22 protein-coding genes are annotated in these 21,283 nt (G+C 45.1%); 14 read left to right on the top strand and 8 right to left on the bottom strand.

All coding sequences use genetic code 11. From position 1 onward, the window contains the following. Positions 1–169: 169 nt before the first annotated feature. The 3 genes from AC3WTP_RS16080 (at position 170) to AC3WTP_RS16070 (ending at position 2,386) form a co-directional block, all read left to right on the top strand. On the top strand, positions 170–502 hold the full coding sequence (locus AC3WTP_RS16080) for a DUF1904 family protein (protein WP_492395636.1): 333 nt from the start codon (positions 170–172) through the stop codon (positions 500–502). 112 nt (positions 503–614) lie between these two features. After that, positions 615–1,067: an 8-oxo-dGTP diphosphatase gene (locus AC3WTP_RS16075; RefSeq protein WP_492395650.1), complete on the top strand. Its 453-nt coding sequence runs from the start codon at positions 615–617 to the stop codon at positions 1,065–1,067. Between the two features lie 107 nt (positions 1,068–1,174). After that, on the top strand, positions 1,175–2,386 hold the full coding sequence (locus tag AC3WTP_RS16070) for an MFS transporter (RefSeq protein ID WP_492395635.1): 1,212 nt from the start codon (positions 1,175–1,177) through the stop codon (positions 2,384–2,386). Between the two features lie 121 nt (positions 2,387–2,507). Here the strand turns inward: AC3WTP_RS16070 and AC3WTP_RS16065 are convergent, their stop codons facing one another. Beyond that, on the bottom strand, positions 2,508–2,990 hold the full coding sequence (locus AC3WTP_RS16065; RefSeq protein WP_492395634.1) for an NUDIX hydrolase: 483 nt from the start codon (positions 2,988–2,990) through the stop codon (positions 2,508–2,510). A gap of 146 nt (positions 2,991–3,136) precedes the next feature. Between AC3WTP_RS16065 and AC3WTP_RS16060 the strand changes: the two genes are divergently transcribed. The 3 genes from AC3WTP_RS16060 (at position 3,137) to AC3WTP_RS16050 (ending at position 4,674) form a co-directional block, all read left to right on the top strand. After that, a complete protein-coding gene (locus tag AC3WTP_RS16060; protein WP_492395633.1) occupies positions 3,137–3,628 on the top strand; it encodes a hypothetical protein in 492 nt (163 codons plus the stop codon). Positions 3,629–3,729: 101 nt separating this feature from the next. Beyond that, positions 3,730–4,167, top strand: coding sequence for a hypothetical protein (locus AC3WTP_RS16055; RefSeq protein ID WP_492395632.1), 438 nt, complete (start codon positions 3,730–3,732; stop codon positions 4,165–4,167). Between the two features lie 138 nt (positions 4,168–4,305). Beyond that, positions 4,306–4,674, top strand: a complete 369-nt coding sequence (locus AC3WTP_RS16050) for a DUF4180 domain-containing protein (protein ID WP_492395631.1) — start codon at positions 4,306–4,308, stop codon at positions 4,672–4,674. A gap of 71 nt (positions 4,675–4,745) precedes the next feature. Here the strand turns inward: AC3WTP_RS16050 and AC3WTP_RS16045 are convergent, their stop codons facing one another. Continuing rightward, entirely contained in the window at positions 4,746–5,204 is a 459-nt protein-coding gene (locus AC3WTP_RS16045; RefSeq protein WP_492395630.1) for a YhfM domain-containing protein, read from the bottom strand. Between the two features lie 40 nt (positions 5,205–5,244). After that, positions 5,245–7,614 carry a helix-turn-helix domain-containing protein gene (locus tag AC3WTP_RS16040; RefSeq protein WP_492395629.1) on the bottom strand — a complete coding sequence of 790 codons (2,370 nt, stop codon included), beginning with the start codon at positions 7,612–7,614 and terminating at the stop codon, positions 5,245–5,247. Between the two features lie 243 nt (positions 7,615–7,857). Between AC3WTP_RS16040 and AC3WTP_RS16035 the strand changes: the two genes are divergently transcribed. Genes AC3WTP_RS16035 through AC3WTP_RS16025 form a run of 3 tightly spaced genes read left to right on the top strand, consistent with a single transcriptional unit; the run spans position 7,858 to position 11,356 of the window. After that, positions 7,858–8,832, top strand: coding sequence for an ABC transporter permease (locus AC3WTP_RS16035; protein ID WP_492395628.1), 975 nt, complete (start codon positions 7,858–7,860; stop codon positions 8,830–8,832). Positions 8,833–8,844: 12 nt separating this feature from the next. After that, the gene (locus tag AC3WTP_RS16030; protein WP_492395627.1) at positions 8,845–9,714 is read left to right on the top strand and encodes a carbohydrate ABC transporter permease; all 870 of its coding nucleotides are present in this window, start codon (positions 8,845–8,847) and stop codon (positions 9,712–9,714) included. Between the two features lie 58 nt (positions 9,715–9,772). Beyond that, complete coding sequence (locus AC3WTP_RS16025; protein ID WP_492395626.1) at positions 9,773–11,356, top strand: ABC transporter substrate-binding protein; 1,584 nt, start codon at positions 9,773–9,775, stop codon at positions 11,354–11,356. 910 nt (positions 11,357–12,266) lie between these two features. On the opposite strand, the gene AC3WTP_RS16020 is transcribed toward AC3WTP_RS16025, so the two are convergent. Both AC3WTP_RS16020 and AC3WTP_RS16015 read right to left on the bottom strand, forming a co-directional pair. After that, on the bottom strand, positions 12,267–13,226 hold the full coding sequence (locus tag AC3WTP_RS16020; protein ID WP_492395625.1) for an MraY family glycosyltransferase: 960 nt from the start codon (positions 13,224–13,226) through the stop codon (positions 12,267–12,269). A 404-nt stretch (positions 13,227–13,630) separates the two neighbouring features. Next, positions 13,631–14,275: a helix-turn-helix transcriptional regulator gene (locus AC3WTP_RS16015; RefSeq protein ID WP_492395624.1), complete on the bottom strand. Its 645-nt coding sequence runs from the start codon at positions 14,273–14,275 to the stop codon at positions 13,631–13,633. A gap of 218 nt (positions 14,276–14,493) precedes the next feature. Between AC3WTP_RS16015 and AC3WTP_RS16010 the strand changes: the two genes are divergently transcribed. Continuing rightward, positions 14,494–15,033 carry an NADPH-dependent FMN reductase gene (locus AC3WTP_RS16010; protein WP_492395623.1) on the top strand — a complete coding sequence of 180 codons (540 nt, stop codon included), beginning with the start codon at positions 14,494–14,496 and terminating at the stop codon, positions 15,031–15,033. An 83-nt stretch (positions 15,034–15,116) separates the two neighbouring features. Here AC3WTP_RS16010 and AC3WTP_RS16005 read toward each other — a convergent pair whose 3' ends face one another. The 3 genes from AC3WTP_RS16005 to AC3WTP_RS15995 form a co-directional block, all read right to left on the bottom strand. Continuing rightward, entirely contained in the window at positions 15,117–15,356 is a 240-nt protein-coding gene (locus AC3WTP_RS16005; protein ID WP_492395622.1) for a ferredoxin family protein, read from the bottom strand. A 34-nt stretch (positions 15,357–15,390) separates the two neighbouring features. Continuing rightward, on the bottom strand, positions 15,391–16,473 hold the full coding sequence (locus tag AC3WTP_RS16000) for an Mrp/NBP35 family ATP-binding protein (protein WP_492395621.1): 1,083 nt from the start codon (positions 16,471–16,473) through the stop codon (positions 15,391–15,393). 267 nt (positions 16,474–16,740) lie between these two features. Then, positions 16,741–16,989, bottom strand: coding sequence for a YuzB family protein (locus tag AC3WTP_RS15995; RefSeq protein WP_492395649.1), 249 nt, complete (start codon positions 16,987–16,989; stop codon positions 16,741–16,743). Positions 16,990–17,218: 229 nt separating this feature from the next. On the opposite strand from AC3WTP_RS15995, the gene AC3WTP_RS15990 reads away from it, so the two are divergent. The 4 genes from AC3WTP_RS15990 (at position 17,219) to AC3WTP_RS15975 (ending at position 21,260) form a co-directional block, all read left to right on the top strand. Further along, positions 17,219–18,247: a Gfo/Idh/MocA family protein gene (locus AC3WTP_RS15990; protein ID WP_492395620.1), complete on the top strand. Its 1,029-nt coding sequence runs from the start codon at positions 17,219–17,221 to the stop codon at positions 18,245–18,247. A gap of 171 nt (positions 18,248–18,418) precedes the next feature. Then, a complete protein-coding gene (locus tag AC3WTP_RS15985) occupies positions 18,419–19,771 on the top strand; it encodes a multi antimicrobial extrusion protein MatE (RefSeq protein WP_492395619.1) in 1,353 nt (450 codons plus the stop codon). Between the two features lie 169 nt (positions 19,772–19,940). Next, the gene (locus AC3WTP_RS15980; RefSeq protein ID WP_492395618.1) at positions 19,941–20,564 is read left to right on the top strand and encodes a YhbD family protein; all 624 of its coding nucleotides are present in this window, start codon (positions 19,941–19,943) and stop codon (positions 20,562–20,564) included. 15 nt (positions 20,565–20,579) lie between these two features. Then, positions 20,580–21,260, top strand: coding sequence for a hypothetical protein (locus AC3WTP_RS15975; protein ID WP_492395617.1), 681 nt, complete (start codon positions 20,580–20,582; stop codon positions 21,258–21,260). Positions 21,261–21,283: the final 23 nt, after the last annotated feature.

The following is a 21,283-nucleotide window of genomic DNA, read 5'->3' as shown; positions in this document are numbered from 1 at the left end:
ATCGGAAAGCCGTATGAAGGAAAACTTCACGTACGGTTTGATGAGGAGGGGCTGGGAAGCCAGCCCTTTACTCTAGATGCAGCATCGCCAGTAGGACAATAGGATTGGAATACGCTATAATAACGGGGATAGATCAGTTACATAAGCTAATGCGAAAAGGAGAATACATATGCCACACATAATCGTTCGCGGAATTGAGGCTGAACAGATGCGTGCGATCAGCACTTCACTGGTGCGGGAACTAGCCGAGCTATGTGAATGCGGTACGGATAATTTTACAATTGAATGCTTACACTCGACGGCCGTGTTTGAAGGGCAGTTAACAGCAAGCTTTCCATTTATAGAAGTAGGATGGTTTGAACGAGGTCAGGCGACACGCAACCGCTTTGCAGAAGTGGTAACGAAGCATGTGTTGTCCGTAGGAGTGCCTGAGGTGGAGGTTGTATTTGTAACTTACCGAGAGGATAGTTATTATATCAACGGAAAGAACTGTTTGGAGTAGATGGTCGCAGTCATTAGATCTGTTCTGCATGTACAATGATGTATTTTATGCAGAGTGATCGAACAGGGGGCAGAGAGGTAAAGTGAGTAAAGCAGCGTGTGATATCTATACCATGTGCATCGTTCAGGATAAGGATCGTGTACTCCTGTTGAACCGCCCGAGTAAACGCGGCTTCCCTGGGTATCTAGGACCGGGTGGAAAAGTAGAATGCTCGGAAAGCATTGCAGAAGCGGCTGTTCGTGAGTTAAGGGAAGAAACGGGCTTAATCGTGAAGGAAGAGGATCTGATCTATAAAGGTATAGATGGATTTGTGGTGCCTGACACGAATTATCGATACATCGTGTTCAATTACATAGCCCATAAGTATGAAGGAGAATTGCTTCAGAATCCGCCTGAGGGAGAATTGTTATGGGTGGATATTCAAGAAGCAATGTCACTGCCTATGCAGCCTTGGTTTAAACGCAGGTTCCCCTTGTTCTTTGAGCCGGGGTCGTTCGAGATCAATGAGGTATGGGATGAAACGGCTCAGCAATCAATTGAAGAAAAAGTATACTCTCTCTCATAGTCTAGAAAAATGGTTATGTCGAAGGCGGACATGTGAATATATAGGCAATCATACAATGAAATAGCATAGTTATAGCAGCACTTCACCTATAGGATAAATCGTAACACTTGAGAAAAGTTGGTGATGGGGTGAACAGCAGGCTCTTTTTTCTGGTAATTGTCTTTCTGTTCTGGTTCTCGTCTTACATCTATGTACCTGTGTTGGGACCGTATATTGAACATCTAGGGGCATCGTACACTTTAGTAGGCATGGTTCTTGGGGTATATGGACTTATGCAAATCATATTTCGTATGCCCATTGGCATCGGATCGGATTATTGGAATAGACGGAAGCCGTTCATCCTGCTCGGGCTGGTTGCTACCCTCGTCAGCTGTATCATGTTTGCTTGGTCGGATCAGCTTAGTTGGGCGTTTGCGGCAAGGGCAGTATCGGGCATCGCGGCTTCAGCTTGGGTTGTGTACGCGGTTATGTTCTCTGGGTATTATCCACAGGAGGATGCGGGCAAGGCGATGAGCTTAATGCAGTTCACGACCGTGCTCGCGCAGCTGGTGAGCATGATGATCAGCGGGGCAATCGTGGAAAGATGGGGCTGGCAGATGCCGTTTATCGTTGGCGGCGTCGTGTCAGCCTTGGCGATACTATTGGCGCTGCGGTTGCCAGAGCAGCGGGTTGAACGCGCTGGAGGCTCGATGTCGCTCAAGGATCTCGTTCCGGTTATGAAAGAGCCGATGCTGCTCAAGGTATCGATGCTATCCGTATTGGCGCATTGTGTATTGTTCATCACGATGTTCGGCTATACGCCGAACCAGGCGATCGCGATCGGGGCCAGCCCAGAAAGCCTGGGCTGGCTGACGATCGCCTTCATGGCGCCGCACGCGGCAGCGACGCTGTTCGCCGCGCGGCTCGCCGGTAGAACGCTCGGCGACCGCGCAGCGCTTATGCTCGGCTTCGGCGGCAGCGCCATATTCACGCTGCTCATCCCAGCCGCGCCGACGCTCGGCTGGCTGTGCGCGACCCAAGCGCTCAATGGCTTCGCGCAGGGGCTGTTGTTTCCACTGCTGCTGGGCAAGTCAGTGGAAGGGATCGAACCTGCCAAGCGTGCCACAGCAATGGGCGTCTATCAGGCGGTTTATGCTGTCGGGATGTCATCCGGCCCTTGGTTAGCCGGATGGATCAGCTCGCAGTACGGCTTGGCAGGCGGCTTCCGCTTCGGGGCGGCCGCAGCTCTATGCGCTGCGGTGCTCGCATTCTTCTGGATCGGAACACGCGAAACCAGCGGGATGAGCGGAACGACAAGAAAGGGCGAAGCATCAGTTTAAATGAGAAAGGTGCAGTACAAGGGCTTAAGTGAGCCGTTATACTGCACCTTTTGACGTGGTGAACTATTGTTGCTTACTAATGAGTAGGTTGTTCACCGTGAAATATATAAGGATCAGATGCTTATACCGTTCTGTCCAACTTTAACTCGAACTCGGGTTTCGTTTTGTATTCCATGTAGCGCACATTGCCGTCAAACTCTACATAAGCCTGATAGCGCGTGCGGATCGCTGGAGATTCGATCATATCTAGTACGATCTCCTTCTCAACCCAGCGGCTGTCAGTCGTTTCATCCGATGTGCACAATTGCCCGCCGACAGGCTTGCACACAAAGTCGAACATTACCTTGGTTGGCACATCAGTAACACCGTCATGCCATTTATACATCGCAGTATTCGAATAGATGCCGATCAAATGAGATACAACAACGTCTATACCGCTTTCTTCTTTGATTTCTCTGATTAAGGCGTCTATGAGATTCTCTCCGACCTCAACCTGTCCTCCAGGATATACCCAACCATCGTGATGGGTCTTCACCAGCAGAATACGTCCTTGTTCATCTTCAACGAAACCGCCTACAGCTGCGATATGAGTGGGCATTGCCACACTGATTACCTCCTGACATCCTATTATGATTGTACTTCTATACCTAATATTCGAGGTTGTCAGATGTAATCCTGTATTATGAACAGGTATATTAGTATAATTGATACAGGCTATACAGAATTTTACTAAATTAGGGGTGCTTCTTCTTGAATAAAGGTAAGAAAATGACAAGAAAGCGGATCATATCCGGAATAATAGCAGCTATTTTTCTATCACTTTTAATTTGGTACTACATACCACAGAATAGCATCTCTCAGATTACAGTAATCGCCAGACAAGATGATATCGACCAGCAAGCAGAAGTTCATTTACAATTGAAAATAATGAAGAGGATCTTATCCGAAAACAAAGTTGTAGGGACTGTGATCGTTAATGGAGTAAGCTACGATGTCAATAGTCGGCGCCGAGTTTCATCTACCTTTGACATTACGGATTGGATAAATATTGGTGAGATTGTTGACAAGTTACGCGGGAACAAATACACCCTATCTGATGTATATTATGATCATAATTTGAATAGTTTTAAAGAAAATATCTCAATTAATTTGGATGAGCACTATAACTTTATTGGTGGAGTCATTCGTAATGATAATCCTATATACTTACTAACACTGCAATCGCAGCAGTTGTTGGACTAAGAATTCTGTTATGTTTCTCCATTATTCAACAACCATTCTATCAATCAAATTTACGGAAACATATAGAAATACAATATCGTCTATCTTACTGGGGTGAGATTATGGGCAAATCAATACTTGGGATCTGTTTGTTTTTATTGACAGTGTTCGCTGTAGGATGTACACCGGCGGCTACTTCAAGTTCCGATGAACCACCGAACGCCGTTGTAGAAGTAGAACAGAAACAGATTCAGCTTATCAGAGGTTCTTACCAGTGGAAAAATGCGATTGCAGATGCCCCGAGCCCAGATAACTTGGTAAAAGACACAACTGATTACATTGTAAAGCCGAATGCCGAAATAACTATAAATTTCAAAGGCGAAAAACCTGAGAAATTTTCAGCAGGGCTTTGGAAAAACCAAAACTTCGTGGAGTTGCCAACTAAAGGAGATGCGTTCGTTCTTCCATCACAGCCAGGAGTTTACGTGTTGACTATCTTGGGGGAATGGTCGGGCAATGACCGCGGAACTTATGCTGCAGCAGTTGAGGTTCAAGAGTAAGGATAGATTGAACTGATTATGTAGTTAAAAGTTTACAAGTCAATCCTTAACCCTCATAATAACATTTGTTGAAAACGAACTATTCTCAGCAGTTATGGGTATAATTAAATGATCTTATTAGCAAAGGTTGGAATGACAATGAACATAATAGTCGACCAAAAGGGGACTTCTAAGGTCGCCGTAGTAGAAAGCTCTGATATTATCATACGGGATGTTCAAGATGCGCTGGATCTGATGGCTTCTGTTCAGTACAACAGTGAATGCTATAAAATGTTGATCAACAAATCAAACGTAACAGAGGATTTCTTCGAGCTAAGAACCAAGCTTGCGGGGGAGATCCTGCAGAAATATGTAAACTACCAAGTTAAGCTCGCTATTGTTGGTAATTTTGATGAGTATGACAGTAAGAGTTTGAAGGATTTTATTTATGAGTGCAATCAAGGCAAGCAGGTATTCTTCTTAAAGGATAAGCAGGCTGCACTTCAAGCACTTCACAGTGTCAATTAAATGAATAATCCAGATGAACCGTCATTTCAAATGGCGGTTTTTCATTTTAAGCGAACTAAAAAACGCCCAGTTTAGGGCGTTCCTAAGATTGAAAGTAGCTTTTTAGTACCTTCCTTTGTAACTATCCCATACTTGTTCTGTCCTTCAATAATCACTTCTAATATGTCTTTCTTCGGTGACAGCCAAACGGAATACGTTACGGGTTCATAGCTAACTGTTCGGTCGATGTTGACGGTTAGAATTTGATAATCAGGGTGACGAATCATTTCTACTTTTGCGTTTCTCCAAGGCACATTTTCTAAAATATCCATTACCGTTTTAACCGTTTCATGATCTTCAATTTTCATATATACCGTGTAACGCTGCCCTTCAGGTTTACTGATATGAAGATTCAGGTTTTGTTCATATTCATACTTAATGATAGGAGGATTCAGGTCTTGCTCATATTCATTTGATGCTTCTTGTTGATTACAAGCGACTACGATATTCAAAATAAGCAGCAGCAGTCCAGCCATGAACAACTTTCTCATACTTTGCCTCCTGACCATTTATCACTCAATCTGCTACATTCTATTCGTCTCTGGTCTTAACAGCCTTTAGTCTATATTCCGTCAGCGAGACGCCGAAATATTTTTTAAAGGTCGTATAGAAATAATTCGACTTTTCCATGCCGCAGTTTTCCAAAATATCGTGGATGGGCATGCTGCTGTTTTCCAGATAATATTTGATCTGCTCCATGCGGACCGTCGAGATGTATTCGGCCACGGATTTGCCTGTCGTTTGCTTAAACAGCTTACCAAGATAAACGGACGATAAAGACAAGGCTTCCGCACAATAGGCAAGCGAAAGGTTTTTATCCGCATAACGGGTATGGATGAGCTCAATGACGGCGTCGACGATCTCATTTTTTTTCTTGCTTTTGGACCCGCTTTTCAAATGGATGATTTCATCGATCAAGCCGAAAAACGCATGTTCGATTTCCTTCAGCGTTTCCATGCCGGTTACTTTACCGAGAAAATCGATAGAGATGTAATTCAGCTTGGATGGCGTACCGTCCACGATATGATTCAAAGAATTGTAAATCGAATAAAACAGATAGATGATCGAGGACATGATGTTGTCATAGGTGGAACTCTCGATCGCTTGGATGATTTCCTTATACTTGTCTTTCGCCGCGTCGCCTTTACCCAATTTCAAAAAGTCGATCAGCTGTTTCTCCTTGGACGTCGGAAAAACGAAGTTGCTGCCGTCAATATTGTGCAATATTTCCGGCGTGAGGATGCTGAGATGCCCGTATTTGATCCGGTACATCGACAGGCTAAGCGTATCCTCATACATGTTTTTGATTTGTTCGGATGATTCAATCACGTAGCCCAGCGTTCCGGACATCGAAATGTTCAAATGCCGTTGAACCTGAATTTGAATGTCGGAAACGATGGCATGGAACGTTTCGTACAACAGCTTTGGGTCGAACGGCTGCTCATGCAGGTCCGCCAGGACTATAAACTGGTCGGAATCGTTCACGATCACTTCGTTTCGGCAATAACCGGAAGTGATTTCTTTGGCGATATTAGCGATCGCGTACTTATATAGGGATCTGTCCTTCTCATTATGTTTGTCTACGAACTGTTTGTGGAAGTCGATTTTTAATGCGTAAATAAACAGTCGGCTTGCAAAATCAACTTCGATATTGTGCTCTTTTTTTGGAACCTCGGTCTTGTTGTTCGGAAGATTGCTCTGGCCGCTCAGTACGTTTTTCAAATACTCGTTCTTCAAGAGGGGGGCGCTGTTTCGCTTCATGTTTTCCAAATAAGCCACTTTATCGATGATGCCGCTGAACGCGCTGGCGAGAAAGCCTACCTCATCCATGCTGCCGCCCGGTTTGCCATCCGGGTTCAGTTTTTGCTTGATGCCGCTCGTAAGCGCGCCGATCGGATGATAAAGCTTTTTGGATGCGAGATAAGCGAAAAGCAAGCCCAGAAGCAGGACGATCAAACAAAACACGACAGTAATGGTTCGATTTTTTTGCACGCTCGCAAAGACGGTGTCGTACGGCGTGATGCTAAGGAACGTCCATCCGAGAGCTTTGGAATTATCATAGGAAATGACGTATTTCTTGTTGTCGAGATCTTCGAAAAACGTACCGGAAGCATCCTTGGAAACCTGAATTCTTCTGAAATAGTTTTGATCTGCGATGTTTTCCATGAACATATCCGGCGACGGGTGACTGACGATGAGACCGTTTTCATTAACGACCAAAAACTCGCTGCCTTCGCTGCTCATTTTGGTGTCGATGGAGGAAATCGTGAGCCTCAGCCAATCGGCGTCGACATTCAACACGATCGCGCTGTTGAACGTTTCTCGATTATCGTTTGTGTCGAACAAGATATACGTGTAAACGTTGGCGAATTGCTTGGTTGATCCCTCGGGCATGGCGGCTTTCCTTGGAATCGGGTAAAGGTTTGGAATACTGCTGCTTTGTGCGCCGTTCAGCATCTCAATGATTTCTTGGTCGAAGAAGTCAGAGCTGCTATAAAACGTGTCTGACGGGGTGGCAATGATCGTATCGATTTTTTTATTGTATATGTAAGCGGATTGGATATACGTGTTGGGAATGGCCAGGGCGCTCAACGTTCGAATTGCCTTACTTATGTTCAGGATATCTTCGGTGTTGCTGTTGGCGAAAGCAATAATAGGATTGCTCAGCGAGAGCGATTGGCTAAATTTCCTTGAGATGTTGTCCATGAATATGGCACTGTAGCTCGTTTTGGACAAAATATCTGCTTTCATTTCTTTTAGCATGGAGATGGATGAAGAATTGTAATTGTAATACAACCTGAAAGAAAGGATCAGGATCAAGCTGATGATAATCGCCACGAAGGAGATGAGCAGTCTCGTATACATGCTTGTGCGGCTTATAAAGGAAGCTTTCCCATTCAATGCATTCGACCCTCTCTCTATCTGAACATAAATGGAATATAATGTTTATTGTATCGGATTGCGAATTAAAAAGGAACGGAAATATCCCCTTTGCTGTTAATAACATCAAATTTTAGAGAATTCTCATTTTTCTTAGAGCCGCACGATCCAAAAAATGGAGTTTCTTTCGAATGTTGTGGTTTCTTTTTTGGCGTCGTGAAATTAGGATGACCATATACCAATTCGTAATCGAGGAGATCACCGATGAAAACTGAAACGATGAAATCCGAAGCCCCAAGAGTCAGCGTTCGCCGAAAAATTCCTTTTTTTAGCGAAATCATTAGAAACAGAACTTTCTATGCCATGATGCTTCCCGGACTGCTCTTCATTCTCGTGATTTATTACTTGCCGATGTTCGGGGTCTTGATCGCGTTCAAGCAATACAACCCGCTTAAAGGCATATTCGGGAGTCCGTGGATCGGCTTCAAAAATTTCGAGTTTCTATTCAAATCGGATGCGTTTTTTCAAATTACGTTCAATACGCTCTTCTACAATGTCATTTTCATCATCCTTGGCATCGGCCTGGCGCTCGTGTTCGCCATCTTGATCGATGAAGTCGGCAACCGCTTTCTTGGCGGAGCGTACAAAAGCATTTTGCTGCTTCCTTACTTGTTGTCTTGGGTCGTTGCCGAATATTTGTTATTTTCCTTCCTCAGCGTAGATAGAGGGATGTTGAATCAGCTTCTTCAATATATCGGAATAGAGCCTGTTCAGTGGTATACGGAACCGATATATTGGCGGTTTATTTTGCCGGCTGCGTACGTATGGAAAAACGTGGGGTATTTCTCGGTTATTTTCGCAGCAGGTATCTCCGCGATTTCCACGGAGTATTACGAAGCGGCAAAAATGGACGGTGCGAACAAGTTTCAGCAAGCGATCCGAATCACGATTCCGATGCTTGCTCCGATCGCCATTACGCTTGTTCTCTTGCAAACGGGTAAAATTTTTTATGCTGCATTCGGAGATTGGGGTATGTTTTATAACCTACCCAAGGAATCGGGCGTGTTGTTCAGCTCTACCAACGTAATCGATACCTATGTATATCGGGCACTAAAAACGATGGGCGATTTCGGCATGTCCTCGGCTGTCGGATTATACCAGTCCTGCGTAGGGTTCGTTCTTGTCGTGGCGTCAAACTATTTGATTCGGCGATATGACCGAGACAGCGCTTTGTTCTAGGAGGATGACGAGATGAATCAAATGAATGTTTCAAGAATCGTACTCAATTTGATCTTCATGGTATATTCCGTAATCTGCTTGATTCCACTGCTAGTTGTCTTGTCCGTTTCCTTAACCGATGAACAGTCTATCTTCCAGTCCGGTTACAACATCATTCCAGAGAAGTTCAGCCTTGATGCTTATCGCTATATTTTGATGGGGAATTCCCCGATTCTTCAAGCGTACGGAGTTACCATTATAGTTACCTTGACGGGCACGCTGCTGCATCTGATCATCTCTTCGTTGTTCGCTTACAGCCTTTCCAGAAACGAGGTCAAGTACCGGAACATCGTCTCTTTTCTGGTCGTGTTTTGCCTGCTGTTCAACGGAGGATTGGTGCCTTGGTATATTCTGCTTTCGAAATACCTTCATCTGAAAGATACGATCTTCGTGCTGATCGTGCCTTACTTGGTTTCATCAATTAATGTCTTGATCATGAGAAATTTTTTCAGGACGATCCCGGAATCGATCATCGAATCCGCAAGAATCGACGGTTCAGGTGAATTCAACACGTTTATCAAACTGGTTATTCCCTTGTCTACGCCAGTGCTGGCAACAATCGGCCTATTCGTCGCGGTGTTTTACTGGAACGATTGGTTTACAGCCGCCCTTTTCATAGAGAATAGCAAATTGTACACGCTGCAGTTTCTCTTGCAATCCATCATGAACAATATCGCGTTCCTCCAAGGAAATGCCTTGACCACGCAGGCAGCCGCAATGCAGCCAGATGAGACGGCCAGAATGGCGACATGCGTCTTGGCAGTAGGGCCGATTGTGCTCACATACCCCTTCCTGCAGAAATATTTCGCTAAAGGGCTTACTCTCGGTGCAGTGAAATCCTGATACAGGCTTTACCGGGCATCGTCCCGTATTGAATAAAAAAATGGAGGTCTTGGCTGACATGGCGAAAACGAAAAAGGTATTGATATTTATAGTTGCATTTGCGATTATGCTCGCAGGCTGCGGTTCAGGCAAGTCGAACGACTCGGCTTCTCCGAGCGCGACTCCACCGGCAAATACTAAGGCGGGAGAGAAAGAAAAAACTTCTTCGGATGCGTTGGAGCCGGTAGAGCTGACGTATTACTTCCCGAACTCGCCGCAGAAAGATCTGCAGACCGTAGAGGATGCTTTGAACAAGCTCGTTCAGCCGAAAATCAACGCCACGATTCGTCTCAAGTTGATTGATTGGGGTGCGTACGAGGAAAAAATGAAAGTCATGATGGGTTCGGGCGAATCGTTCGATCTAGCCTGGACTGCCGCAGGATTCAACAACTATTTCCAGAACGTGGCGAACGGAGCGTACGCACCCCTGGATGATTTGATCGACAAATACGCTCCCGAAACGAAGCAAGGAATTCCCAACATGTTCTGGGATGCTGTGAAAGTAAAAGGGAAAATTTACGGCGTTCCCGTGTTTCAGCAGTCAACTGCCGGATACGGTTATTTGATCCAGAAAGCCGTAGCGGACAAGTATCAACTTGACTGGAAATCGGTTAAGCAATTATCGGATTTGACACCTTTCCTAGAAGCAGTAAAGAAGAATGAGCCGAATCTAATCCCTTGGGGTTATGCGCAGAATAGCGATCCATTCTTAACCGCTCCGCCGATGTTCGGTCTGGAAGCGTTAGGCGATTCTAAGACTCCGGGAGATCTTTACTTAAATGACGGCAGCAAGGTTGTGAACCAATACGCGACCCCGGAATTCAAAGCCTACTTAACCATGATGAGAGACTGGTTCAGCAAGGGATATTTACGGAAAGACGCGTTAACCTTAAAAGAGAATTTAGCGGACCAAAAGGCTGGAAAGAACGCGCTTTCGATAGGTCAGATCGATATCGACACCTTGGCCTTCGAACAAGCCGGCATGGAAGCGTCGGGCAGAATGTCCAACTTCAATCCAGATGCACCTTCCTATGATTTCCAATTCGTGAAGCCGTTGCTGACGACCGATAAGGCGGCCGCGACCATAACGGCGATTTCCGCCAACTCTCCGAATAAGGAGAGGGCGATGATGTTTCTCAATTTGCTGAACACGGACAAGGAAATTTACAATACGCTGGTATGGGGAGTTGAAGGCAAGCATTATAAGAAAGTCGCAGACAACCGGATCGAAACGAATAAAGATGGCGGTTACCAAATTTTTGCCCCATGGCAATTCGGCAACATGTCACTCACCTATTTATTCGAAGGAGATCCGAAAGGTGGAGAGGTTGACAACAAGTTCACGAATATGTGGATCGAGCTGAACAAAAACGCGACGCCATCAAACGTGCTCGGATTTGTATTCGACTTTACGCCAGTCAAGACGGAGAAAGCGAACGTGGATGCGGTTATAGATGAGCTTTATTATGCACTTTCCAGTGGTTCTGTAGATCCTGAGAAGTACTTGCCACAATTCTTGGATAAATTGCAGCAGGCAGGTGCCGACACGATTATGGCGGAGAAGCAAAAGCAGTTAGATGCTTGGAAAGCGGAAAACAAGTAAGGTCTTGATCTGAGCAGGGCTGACTTCGCGGAGGCGGAGTCGGCCCTGCTTGGAATTTATTTAGCTTGGTTTCGTTATATTTACAGCCAGGAACATGAGAATACAGCGTCGAATAAGAAGAATATGTTGGCCGTATACCGAAAATAGGTAAGGGGAGGGGAAGCCTTGTTACAGAGTCGCGGCCGTGCACGGGTGGGAAGGTCAGAGCGAGATAACAGGTTATTACCCCGTTACAGCGGGCGAAACTCGCCGTTTAGGTGAGATAACAGGGAATAACCGTGTTACAGAGTCGAGACACTGCAGAGATGGAGAGGTCAGAGCGAGATAACAGGTTATTTCCCTGTTACAGCGGGCAAAACTCGCCGTTTAGCTGAGATAACGGGGAATAACCGTGTTACAGAGTCGATTCATTGTACATGTACATTCAACAGAAATCGCATAACAGTCGTATCTCGACTGATTATCCCAATCGTTTTAAAACATACTTACACAAGCAAAAGTGTACATCTTTAAGTTAGCATTAATAGTTTGCAGCCATAGAGCAATAAGGGCGAGGAATTCAATTTTGACGAGACAATAAGAAGAATGGAAGCTGGTGAGAGCTTAGCCAGCGGACAGTGGAGAATATAGCGAGTAGATGACGGGACAGTAAGACTGGGGAGTCTGCAGGCAGACGACAGCTATAACTGGATGCAGCCGATATATAATCCACCCATTCTGAGAATAGCATATATTTTAGTTAAAAATATTGGAGGATTCCAATAGATAAGAGAGTCTAACTTTTGAGAAAACCTAGGCATAGAAAAAAATACACCACAATCCAATAAAAAAGGATAGGAATCAGAAGTCATTCGGAATTCACTATCCTTATCGTAAGTTTGGTTCAATTGTGCAAAATGAGCTTGTTCACCTATACCTGCAACAGCAGTAGGATGATCGATGACAGCGAGAAGCACGTTCCGATCAGATACAGGAACATCACGACCTGCTTCTGGCTCAAACCAGCGCGCAGCAAGCGGTAGTGGGCTTGGCTTGCGTCAGCCTGATAGATCGCTTTGCCTTGCATAAGGCGGCGGATCACGACAAAGATATTATCGAATATCGGCACGCCGAGCGCAAGAATTGGAATGAACAGCGACAATACAGTCGCTTGCTTGAACGCGCCGTCGAGTGCGATAACGGCTAGGATGAAGCCGATAAAGGTTGCACCGGCATCTCCCATGAAGATCCTCGCTGGCGCTCGATTATATCGCAGATAAGCGACAGTCACACCAACTAAGATGATCGCCATGATGGCAGAATTCGTTTGTCCCATAACGAGTGCGACGATAAACAAGGTTGCCGCTGATATGGCGGACAATCCACCTGCAAGTCCATCCATGCCGTCTGTGAAGTTGATAACCGTAGTTACCCCGAATATCCATAGAATCGTTAGAATGAACTGCAGCCACACCGGCAGCAATATATAGGTTTCCGTGAACGGGTTGAAGAAACCTGTAAATGCGACGCCAGAAGCGAATACGAGCACTGCCGCGGATACTTGAACGATCAGTTTAGGCAGGGCTGGAAAGTCCTTGCCTTTCGTCTTATACCAATCGTCCAATGTACCGATCGTTAGCAGTAATATTCCTCCAAAGAATAGAGCCGCGGTTTCAAGCGTAAATTCACGAGTCAGCAGCAGATAAGTCGCGAAGAATCCGGCAAATATCGCATAGCTCGCTGTGAGCGGAATTGGTTCACGATGAATCTTGCGCTCAGCATCTTTCCTAGGCTTATCCACAAAGTCAAGACGAAATGCTATTCTCCCTAAAGGTGGGATCAATAAATATACTATTGTAAATGAAATAATAAACGCCAATGCATAGATCAATAGTTTCACCGCCAATATCGAAGTATTCAACTAGAAACCATTATACGAATAATATGAGATCTTGTCGATTGGTTGCTAGAGTTGTTTCTATTCAAGCTGAAGACGGAAAGGTATTGTTAGAGATTGTCGTTAATTGAATGAAAATGCGAAAAAAGCTTATTGTATCAAGGTTTTTTTGATGTGGTATGCACTTGGAGAAGGTGCTTGTACGATAAATCGAGAGTAGAAAGCTTAAATAAATTTTAGCAGTTGGGAAATCGAGGGAAACGGCTGTTTGATAGATTTTGGATACTCCCTGTACAATCAGAAGTTGGAATAGCTGCTGGTGTTATCGGTATACTGCGAATAAAAGTATGAAGGACATAAACAAAGCGCCGACTCGTGAGTCGGCGCTTTGTATGTAATTACGGGTTAAGATCATCTTTTTTCTTAATGACATATACGCACTTATTATCTCCCTTAGCAAGACACTCGGTTCGGTGAACATTAGCGTCCAGCAAGCTCTCAAACAGATTGAGCTCACACTGGCAGGCGTGATTATAATGATTGGCGATCTGCGCGATCGGACAATTATGCTCTTTTAATAAGAATGTATCGTCGCTCTCCTGTTCCAGCTCCACCATATAACCGTTTTCATTTTGTATCTCGGCTAATGTTTGAACTTTCTCATGCAATCCTTTATTCTCTAACGCATCTGCATATTTATGCTGGAGTGTTTCCTTGCGGAGGTCAAATAGGCGATTCACCATGCTTTCACCGGCTTCACTTTCCAGCTCGCCAAGCAGATCAAGCGCGACAACATGATAATTTTTCGGAAAATGACTCTCTGCAAGCTCGGTCAAGCGGTACAAGGCGGTTGGTCGACCCATAGGCTGACGGATTGTACGAAACTCGATTAACCCATCCCGCTCTAAAGTGTCGAGATGACGCCGTACTGCCATGCCTGTTATACCCAGCTTAGCTGTGAGATCTTTAGCGCTGAGTTCTCCATTCGTCTTCAGAAGCTGCATGACTTGCTTGCGAGTGGAAGTGCCAGATGGCTGCTGCACGACCAATCACCTCACTTGTTCATATGATTGTATAAACTTAATATTTAAACATGTGGAAATTATACATTTCATTGTATGAAGCAAATGCTACAAAGTCAACATATATGTATAAATAGTTTAGTACCTATTGTGGTAACATATTGACAAAAGTTAGGAGCAAGCAGATAATTATTATATATAAATGTATAATAATTATACTAAAGTGCAGGAGAGAGAACATGAAACTACTCGGTATTTCAGGGGCGATTGCAGGCTCGAAGACACGAGTCGGCATTCAGAGTACACTTGATGTTGTGCGCAGCAGCTATCCCGACATTGAAGTGGAATTGTTGGATATGAAGGATTATGATGTTCAATTTTGCGATGGCCGCAATCCATCATCGTACACGGGAGATACACAGACGGTCATTGAGAAGGTGAGCTCAGCTGACTTCTACCTGATTGGGACGCCTATATATCAAGCATCTATGACTGGGGTACTCAAAAATTTGTTTGATCTGGTGCCAGTGTCCGCATTTCAGAATAAAGTGATCGGTTTCTTGGCCAATGGGGGAACGTATCAGCACTATCTAGTGATCGAGAACCAATTGAAGCCAATTGCGGGCTTCTTCCGAGCGTTCGTTGCGCCGAGTTATGTTTATTTGCACGATTCACACTTTAATGAGCAGCGGGAAATTGTAGATCCAGAGGTGCTGCAGCGCATCGACAAGCTCGCGCACGAGCTGGTATTCATGCAGACGCGATTGATGTCTTCATGATCTATAGGATGAAGAAGGGGCTTCCCCTATAAGTAGTATGGCTACTTATGGGGAAGCCCCTTGATGTTTCAACGTATAAGTGCTTATTTTGAAGCAAAAAAGTCACGTGCTTTTTGAATGAAGATCTTCTCGTCATCCTTTAGATCATCTTCCCAAGAAATTGCGCCAACCGGACAAGCGGCTTCACAAGCGCCGCAATCGATGCAAGTGTCAGCATCGATGTAGAATTGATCCGGACCTTCTTCGATACAGCTGACCGGACATACATCTACGCAATCGGCAGCTTTCTCCTCTTGGCAACCTGCAGTAATAACAAATGCCATGTCTCCTCAGTCCCTTTTCAAAATATTTGGAATACTAAAAATGATCTATAATTTGCTGCGCCAATTCCTCGTATATGACCCCGTTTCGAGTATCGGATTCATACACAGATGGGATAAACTCAGCTTCAGCAACATTCGTATCAGGTGCGGAGATCGGTATCTGAGCGAGCAGCCTCGTTTGCAATTGCTCAGCCAATTTAGCACCGCCGCCCTGCCCGAAGAGGTAGTGCCTCTTCCCGCAATCATCCTCGAAGTAAGCCATATTCTCCACGACTCCCAAGATGTGATGATTCGTCTTCTGCGCCATTGCACCTGCTCTAGCAGCAACAAAGCTGGCTGTAGAGTGTGGAGTGGTAACAATGATCTCAGAGCAATGTGGTATGTTCTGATGCACGAACATTGGAATATCACCTGTACCTGGCGGTAAATCAATTAATATATAATCAAGCGCAGGCCATTCTACTTCATTCAAAAATGTGGAGATCATCTTGCCTAGCAATGGTCCGCGCCGGATGACAGGGCTGTTGGATTCGACAAAGAATCCTGTTGAGATGACGTGCACTCCCATGCGTTCAACCGGCACAATTCGATTGTTCTCTTTCTTGGGCTTCTCGGTGATGCCCAGCATGACTGGAATGCTGAAGCCGTAAATGTCTGCATCGATGATGCCAACTCGTTTGCCTGCTCGTTGCAAAGCCAGCGCAAGATTAACCGTTACCGTGGATTTGCCAACGCCGCCCTTGCCGCTTGCAACCGACAGGAATCGAACTCCTGATTCCGGGTTAATCAGAGGCGATAGCTTCTGAACATTCTGAACAGGCTTAGGAGGCGCTGCAATCGGCGTGAGCCTGCTCGCGACGATCCTGTCCTTCTCATCCTTCGTGATCAGTTTGATCCGGACATGCACATCCTGTATGTCGACACTGTTCAGAGCATCCGTGATAGCTGAGCGATAGGCTGCCTGCTTGTCACTGTCTTCTTCCTTCATAAGCATCGTCAGCGCAACAGACTGTTCGCGTATCAAGACGTCACGAATCAGCCCGATATCAACAAGGGGCTTCTCGTATTCTTCGTCAATTAGTTGAGCGATGGCTTTCTGAATGCGTTCTGTTTGCATTAGGGTCACCTGCAGTTCATGCACTTCATTAAGTAATGAAGCGGAAATGATAGAAATTCGTTCTTACACTGGAGAACAAGGTATTATAATTATAATACCTTGAAAAATATGGTTACGACTTCAGTGTAATCAAAAGTAAAATTTTAGTCAATAAAATAGCTATGAAAAGTATAGTTATCATATCTCAACACAGGGGTCAAACGATAGATTCTTAAGCGCATATCGTAATGCTACTATACCTCATATATATGGCTCGTATCCGCCATCTTATACCTCATTAAGAGCAGCCAGCTCTGCTTCAATAGCTGCTTTAATAAGCTCAACACACTCTTCAATCGTTTTCCCGCTGATACGTTTGCCATTGACGATCGCATAGGGGCGCATCTTGCATAGCCCGCAGAAGCCAAGACATTCGGTTCTCAACACTGCAACTTCCGGATACTGCAGCTCCAGTTCCTCTAAATCATATCCTGCAAGCCAGTTATTCGTACATACTTCCACTACAATAATACCGATCTTAAACACCTTCTCTTTTAGTTAAGGACTTGCTCAGTTCCAATGATTGTATTATCAAATATTTAACTTCGAAGTTCAACCCGCTAAATGAGGAAATCTTCAGTTCGAGGACTAGTCTTTCACTTTCGAGAACTGTATATGTGTGTATGCCTTGAAGTTCAATATGAACTCTTGTACACTTGCCAAAGAAGAGCATTCATGAACCAGCGCAAAAGGAGAATGATGAAGCATGAGGAAGAAAAGGGTCGGTATTATCGGTTGTGGTACTATTTTTCCGATGCATGCGACTTCAGTGCAGCTTAGTGGAACGGCTGAAGTGGTAGCAGTCTGCGATGTGATGGAAGAACGCGCGAAAACAGCAGCCCAAGCTTACAATTGCGATTATTATCTAGATTACAATAGGATGCTGAAAGAAGCGGAACTTGATGTTGTTCACGTATGCACCCCGCATTATTTACATGCGCCGATGGTCATAGCCACTGCTAGAGCAGGCAAGCACGTAATAACGGAGAAGCCGATGAGCATCTCGGTTGAAGATGCGGAAGCGATGATTCAAGCATGTGAAGATCAAAACGTCACTTTCGGAGTCATCTTCCAGAATCGATATAACCCCGGCTCACTGCTGATTAAGAAGGAACTGGAATCTGGACGATTAGGGCGGGTGTTAGGCGCTAGATGCTCTGTGACGTGGAAGCGTACGGATGAATATTACGGGCAGAGTGATTGGAGAGGTACCTGGGAGCAAGAAGGCGGCGGCGTCATTATTAATCAGTCTATACATACATTGGATCTGATGAGATGGTTTATCGATGATGAGATCGACTTCATCAGCGCTAATATCTCCAATCGCACCCATGAACATATTGAAGTGGAAGACTGTGCAGAAGGGATCATTTCCTTTAAAAACGGTGTGACCGCTTCGTTCTATACCATGACCTATCACAGCTGCGACGCGCCGGTAGAAATTGAATTGCATTGCGAGAACGGCTATGCGAGAGTGTATGGTGACCGCGGTACGGTTGAATATCACAATGGAACTGCACTATCGGCTGATAAGAACCCGAACGAGATTATGGATTACGGCGCAGGCGTGAAGCAGTACTGGGGCGTTAGTCACAGTAAGCAGATTAAGGATTTCTATCATTCGATCGATGCAGGCAAGAAGGCAGCGATTGATGGGCATGAAGCGATTAAGACACAGAAGCTGGTCGCAGGCATCTATGAATCAGGCAAGGCGAACAAGCGCGTATATTTATAGAAAATAAACGTCAAAAAGATGCTAACTGAGGAACAGCAGTTTAAGGGTGCAATTGCCCTGAGCTGCTGTTTTTTAATGAAAGGGCTGCATTTCAAATTTCATATTGTTAATAGTTAGCAACTAGAGGTAAGATAATTACCATCGTACATCATCTGAAAGGAATGTGGCATCATGGCAGAGGTCGGGAACGATTATGTAGATAGCGTTAATCCGAGAACCGCAGTACCTTTGAAGCAAATTATGGCGTTTTTTATACCGCTAGGCATATCGGCCAGCCTCGTGTCCTTATCGCATCTCATCATTAATAGTACGTTGGCGCATGCCCCGGATCCTGAAATAACGATAGCTGGTTATTCCATTGCGTCAAGCCTATTTACGATCACGGAACGTCCAGCCGTGTTTCTGCGCCAGACTTGCTCTGCGCTTGCGGAAGATCGGACGGCATTCCGATCGGTTGGCAAGATTGCCGCTCTCATCTTGCTCGTTACGATGGTGGTTGGATTGTTTATCTCTTATACTCCATTGGGTCATAGGATCATAAGCACTATATTTAATGTAGACGAAGCGCTGATGGTCGAGGTGCTGAGCTCGTATTCAATATTAATCTTTGTGACCATATTCTCGGCGATAAGATGCCTGTACCATGGAATTATCATACGCAATATGCAGACGAAGTGGTTGACGATCGGGATGATTATACGAATTGCAGGCATGTATGCGGCAGCGCTAGTATTTATGAACGGAAAATTGACGATAGGCGCGTACACTGGGGCAGTTATCTTTCTTGTGGGGATGATGATCGAAGCAACGGTCAGCATATTCGAGGGGCGGAGAATACTCCGTCATATCCCTGAACGCTCCATGCAATCTAAGGTGCGAACGATGAAGGATGTATTTCCATTTTACCGACCGCTCTTGGTAACGTCCTTTATCTCCGTCATCATCGGCCCGTTCATTAATGCTTTGCTCGGCAAGACTACGGATATTGAGCTTGCGATCTCATCGTATGCTGTCGCTTTAAGCATTACTTATGTGATTATTACATTCTTCGGGTATGTGCATCAGATCGTGCTTAATTTCTATGAGAAGGATCCGGGGGCTGTAAAGCGCTTTGGATTGATGTTTCATGCGATACCAGCCGCTCTGATCAGCTTGGTTGCCTTTACGCCGATCGGAGAATGGCTCGTAGGCAGCATTATCGGAAGCGATGGCAGATTGCTGGAGGAGAGCCTGCGAGTGCTTGGCATATTTGTGATATTGGCGCTCGTATTTCCTTGGGTCGACTATTTCAATGGACTGGTGATGCTTCGCAAACAAACGCGCTTGATGATGTATTCTCAGATCGGCAACGTGACGGTCACGATCTCCGTCATGCTCCTATTGATTGTCGCAGTACCGCAGTGGAACGGTGTGCTGGGCGCTTTAACGCAATCTATTGGAACTTTAGGCGAATTGATTGTGCTTATCTTGCTTACTCATAGAATAGATAAACGGCAAGCACATAAGCAGACGCTTGGGCTCTGAGCCTGTATATCCAGTTGTAAACAGGGGTGATCGAGCTATTGATCATCCCTTTTATTGTGTAGCAAGTGAAAGACGCACAATATGGATGAAACAATGTTGCGTTAACGACGTAACAATGTTACGATGTATGCATAACAATGTTGCACTGTGAGTTGGGAGGTGCTTTGAGATGGAAGAGGCATTAATATCCAAGAAAGAATTGCTCGAGCTGACAGGAATATCGTACGGTCAATTATATCGATGGAAGCGCAAGGACATCATTCCGGATGATTGGTTCATTCGAAAGTCGACACATACTGGTCAAGAAACGTATTTTCCGAAACGCAAGATATTAGAACGCATTGATAAGATTGTCAGTATGAAGGACAGCTTGTCACTTGATGAGCTTGCTGCGGTGTTTTCTTTGAACCCCATTAATACCGCACTGCATAAATCAGATCTCATTCAGCGAGAGATTATTTCGCCTGAGGCGCTTGATCTCTTTATCCAGCAGATGGGTGATGCAGAGGCATTTACCTTTGAACAGGTTATTTACATGTATATGCTCGAACAGGTACTGGCGACGGACGCTGTTGATCTGAGGGAAGGCCGCGATCTGCTCCTGTTTCTTCATGAGAAGTACACCCATTTTCAGGGGAAGGCATGTGATCTCCTCATCATCCGTAAGCTGAATGTAACAACATTCATGCTCATCTCTAGTCCCCATGAGCTGTACGTAGACAGCGCTGCGCAAGTAATCGCTAGGCTATCCGTATCAGGGTGCCTGGAACAATTGAAAGCCAAACTTACTTGAAGTGGAGGAGTTCGTATGACGGATCACATGCTGGGAGATAACACGATTAGCGGGGTCGGGAAAATACATGGCGGCGAATTTAATCGCGTGACGATTGATGGAGTCGCGGAAGTAACTGGCGATGTAACATGCAATCTGTTTCAATGCAACGGCAAGGGCAAAGTGAAGGGCAATTTATCGGCGAAGTCCATTCACATACAAGGACTATGCAAGTTTATGCGTGCTGTTCAAGCGGAACAGATTCGAATAGATGGCAGCGTAACGATAGAAGAGAGAACGGCTGCAGAGAAGATTGAAGTGAATGGCGCAATTTCCGTTGATGGAGATTGTCAGGCGGAAGAATTTATAACTCATGGGAAGGTTGATATATTCGGGTTGCTCAACGCGGAGAAGATCTATCTCGAGTTTGTTGCCAAATGCAAGGTGGGCAGTATTGGCGGAGAAAACATTGTAGTGAAACGAGGCAAGCAGAAGCATGACATCGTGAACAAGATGATCTCATCGGTATTCGGCAATCCTCAGCTGCTGGTCGATACGATCGAAGGGGATCGAATTGTGCTGGAGAATACGAAGGCCAAGATCGTGCGGGGCAACAGCATCACGATTGGACCAGATTGCGAGATTGATCAAGTTGAATATCATTCCGATCTGATCGTAGACGAACGAGCTCGTGTATACAATCGGATAAGATTGTAGCGGTTAACTATTTATCTAACTTG

This window comes from Paenibacillus sp. EB106-04-04-XG159 (genome assembly GCF_058791835.1).
The sequence above is the reverse complement of the archived record's forward strand: the minus strand, read 5'-3'. Positions and strand labels throughout refer to the sequence as shown.